A 4285-nucleotide genomic window follows, 5' to 3' on the forward strand; every position below is an offset into this window, starting at 1 on the left:
GAAGGCCTGGTCGCCGGCGGCGTTGCTGCGGGCGTCGATCGCCGACAGGTCGATGCGGTCGCCCTGGGCGTGGGAGAAGTCGGTGATGCGGTCGGCATTGGCGCCGGCGGCGGTGTGGCTGGCGGCGGAGAACACGAAGCGGTCGGCCCCGCCGCCACCCTGCAGCACGTCCTTGCCGGCCCAGCCGTTCAGCACGTTGGACCCGGCGTCGCCGTACAGCCCGTCGTTGAAGTTCGAGCCGTTGACATTCTCGGCTTCGATATAGTCGCCCTGGGCGTCGCCGCCGCTGCCGGCCCGGCTGGTCAGGCTGATGGTCACGGCCGCTGAACTGTCAGTGTAGGTGTCGGTGTCGGTGCCGTCGCCGCCGTTCAGCCGGTCCGCCCCGGCGCCGCCGCGGAGGGTGTCGTTGCCGGCCAGGCCCTGCAGGATGTTGGCCCCGGCATCGCCGGTCAGGCTGTCGCTGCCCAGGCTGCCATTGACGTTCTCGATGCCGATGAAGACGTCGCCCTGGGCGTTGCCGCCGGTCGCAGCACCCGTGGCGAGGTTGACCGTGACCGCGACGCTGCTCTCGGAATAGCTGGCAGTGTCGCTGCCGGTACCGCCGTCCAGCCGGTCGGCTCCGGCCCCACCCTGGAGCACATCGTTGCCGGCATCCCCGGACAACTGGTCGGCCCCGGCGGCGCCCTGGAGCGCATCGTTGCCGGCGCCGCCCCACAGGGTGTTCGCGCCAGCGTCGCCGGTCAGGGTGTCGGCGAAGGCCGAGCCCTGGATGTTCTCGATATTGACCAGGCGATCGCCCTCGGCGTCGCCGCCATGACTGGTGCCGGTCAGGGCCGCGTTGACGCCGGTGGCGGAGGCCGAATAATCCGCGGTGTCGACGCCGTCGCGGCCGTCAAGATAGTCGGCCCCGGCGCCGCCGGCCAGGGTGTTGGCGCCAGCATCGCCATAGAGATAGTCGTTGAAGGCCGACCCGATCAGGTTCTCGATGCTGGTCAGCGTGTCGCCCTGGGCGTCGCCGCCAAGGCCGACATGGCTGGTCAGGCTGACGTTCACCGCTGCGCTGCTGCCGGCATAACTCGCCGTGTCGCTGCCGTCGCCACCATCCAGCTCATCGGCCCCGGCGCCGCCTTCGAGGATATCGTCGCCGGCCTTGCCGGCCAGTCGGTTGAACCCATCGTTGCCGATCAGGTTGTCGGCGAAGGCCGAGCCCTGGATGAACTCGATGTTCGCCAGCGTGTCGCCCTCGGCGTCGCCGCCATGGCCTTGGCCGGTCGCCAGGTTGACCGTCACCCCGGCCGAGCTGTCGAGATAGCTGGCGATGTCGTTGCCGGCGCCGCCATCCAGCCGGTCCGCCCCGGCGCCGCCGGTCAGGATATTGTTCACGCTGTTGCCGCCCAGCGCATCATCGAAGGCGGAACCGGTCAGATTCTCGATGTTAACCAGCGTGTCGCCCTGGGCGTCGCCGCCGGTCCCGACGCCGGATGTGAGATCGACGGTCACGCCGGCAGTGCTGCCGATATAGCTGGCGGTGTCGCTTCCCGTGCCGCCATCCAACCGGTCTGCCCCGGCGCCGCCGACCAGGATGTCATCGCCACCGAATCCCTCCATCTTCTCGCCGCTCGGCGATCCGAGGAGAAAATCGGCCCCCTGCGTCGCGAGCAGCGAGATCGTGTAGATGGCGCCCCCGTCGTTGAACACGACGGTGTGGCCGTCGGTGCTGATCGTTGCATCGATGGCGTCCCAGCTCATCTGGCTGCCGTCGGCATTGAGGGACAGCCTGACGGTCACGCCGGTCACCAGATCGTGCAGGAAGATATCCCTGTGCCCGTTGGTGTCGCCGGCCACGAGATTGCTGGCGTCGCTTTCGAAGACGATATAGCGGCCGTCGCCGGACAGCGAGGCGTTGGACGAAGACCCGTTTGCCTGACCGCCGTCCGAGGAGAGCGAAATCCGCGTCGTCGTGCCCAGCACCGTGTCCCGCACGAACACGTCCGTCACGCCATTGGTGTCGCCGGTGACCAGGTTGGTGGCATCGCTCTGGAACGTCACGAAGCGGCCGTCGGCCGATATGGCCGAGGTGCTGGCGGAAGACGCCCCGTTTGCCTGCCCGCCACCCGAGGCGATCGAGATTCGCGTGGTGGTGCCGAGGACGGTGTCGCGCAGGAAGACATCGTCCGTCCCATTGGTGTCGGTGGCCACCAGATTCGTCCCCGCGCTGGTGAAGGAGACAAATCGATCGTTGGCGGAGAGGCTGGCGTCATGGGAGTCTGCGTTCGCCAACTGCTCGTCGCTGTTGACCGAAACCAGAGTCTGCGTGCCGAATTCCAAGTCCTTTAGGAATAAGAGCTGATTATGATATTGAGTATAATCGACAATTCCATAATCATAGAACACATTGGGATTATTTGTTACAATTAAGGCAAATTTTCCATCCTGAGAGATATCCCCTGACAATGTATAAGGTGAGTTGCCACGATTGGCTGCGCTATAGAGTGCTGTGCTTATCCCAGAATATGTATCTAGCAGAACAATTCCGTTACCATATGATGTGTCGGTATCTGACCCGCCGGAGGTATATGAGTAATTATATAGAATATATCTTTCATCATTAGATGCTGAAATATCAGAATAATCTGTATTATCAAAGGTATAGTAATGACCAGAAGTAGTGGAGTTGTGTACATTTTTTTTAGAAAAAATTGAATCTCCATTTTGATCTTGTATTTCGGCGCCCAAACCGTTGTCAAACGATAGATTGTTCCCACTGAAAGAGGATCTGGATGCATCGATCGGGGTGATCGATGTCAGATTGATGGTCGTCATCTGTCTCTCCGATGGTTGGCCCTCGTGATGACGAAGGCGTGAGTTGTGGTCGAATTAGGGCGCATCGTCGCTGTCCGCTGACAGGGGGTGGACGTCACAGCACGAAGTCGGCGGCGACGAGGGCGATGGTGCCGGTGAGGACGATGTTGAAGTCGGAGACGCCGTCGCCGTTGATGTCGCCGCCGATGATGGTGGTGCTGCCCGAGAAGGCGTAGTGCAGCTCACCGGCGGTGAAGCTGTAGGCGGCGCTGCCGATGAAGTGGAAGGCCTGGTCGCCGGCGGCATTGCTGCGCGCGTCGATCGCCGACAGGTCGATGCGGTCGCCCTGGGCGTGGCTGAAGTCGGTGATGCGGTCGGCATTGGCACCGGCGGCGGTGTGGCTGGCGGCGGAGAACACGAAACGGTCGGCACCGCCGCCGCCCTGCAGCACGTCCTTGCCGGCCCAGCCGTTCAGCACGTTGGATCCGGCGTCGCCGTACAGCCCGTCGCTGAAGTTCGAGCCGTTCACATTCTCGGCCTCGATATAGTCGCCCTGGGCGTCGCCGCCGCTGCCGGCGCGGCTGGTCAGGCTGACTGTCACGCCGGCTGAGCTGTCGGTGTAGGTGACGGTGTCGATGCCGTCGCCGCCGATCAGCCGGTCGGCGCCGGCCCCGCCGCGGAGGGTGTCGTTGCCGGCCAGGCCCTGCAGGATGTTGGCACCGGCATCCCCGGTCAGGCTGTCGCTGCCCAGGCTGCCATTGACGTTCTCGATGCTGACGAAGACGTCGCCCTGGGCGTTGCCGCCGGTCGCCGCGCCGGTGGCGAGGTTGATGGTGACCGCGACGCTGCTTTCGGAATAGCTGATGGTGTCGCTGCCGGCGCCGCCGTCGAGATGGTCTGCCCCGGCGCCGCCGCGGAGGACATCATTGCCAGCGCCGCCGGACAGGGTGTTGGCGCCGGCATCGCCGGTCAGGCTGTCGGCGAAGGCCGAGCCGACGATGTTCTCGATATTGATCAGCCGGTCGCCCTCGGCGTCGCCGCCGTGGCTGGTGCCGGTCAGGCTGGCCGTGACGCCGGTGGACGACGCGGAATAGTCCGCGGTGTCGATGCCATCGCGGCCATCGAGATAATCGGCCCCGGCGCCACCGGTCAGAATGTTGGCGCCGGCGTCGCCGTAGAGGCTGTCGTTGAAAGCCGAGCCGATCAAATTCTCGATGCTGGCCAGCGTGTCGCCCTGGGCGTCGCCACCGCTGCCGGTGTGGCTGGTCAGGCTGACGGTCACGGCCACACTGCTGCCGGCATAGCTGGCAGTGTCATTGCCGTCGCCGCCGTCCAGCGTGTCCGCGCCGGCGCCACCCTGGAGAAAGTCGTCGCCGCCCCCGGCCTGCAGCACATTGATGACGGCGGATCCGACCAGGACATCGGCGGCGGATGTGCCGATGACATTGCTGATGTTGACCAGCGTGTCGCCCTCGGCCTCGCC

2 protein-coding genes are annotated in these 4285 nt (G+C 64.9%); both read right to left on the bottom strand.

Annotated elements, in window-relative coordinates; genetic code table 11:
• A partial coding sequence (locus tag AC3XYG_RS32260) for a beta strand repeat-containing protein (protein ID WP_489143984.1) occupies positions 1–2199 on the bottom strand: 2199 nt, incomplete at its 3' end.
• A gap of 718 nt (positions 2200–2917) precedes the next feature.
• On the bottom strand, positions 2918–4285 hold a 1368-nt coding region (locus AC3XYG_RS32265; RefSeq protein ID WP_489143985.1), incomplete at its 5' end, for a calcium-binding protein.

This window comes from Inquilinus sp., from assembly GCF_057815775.1.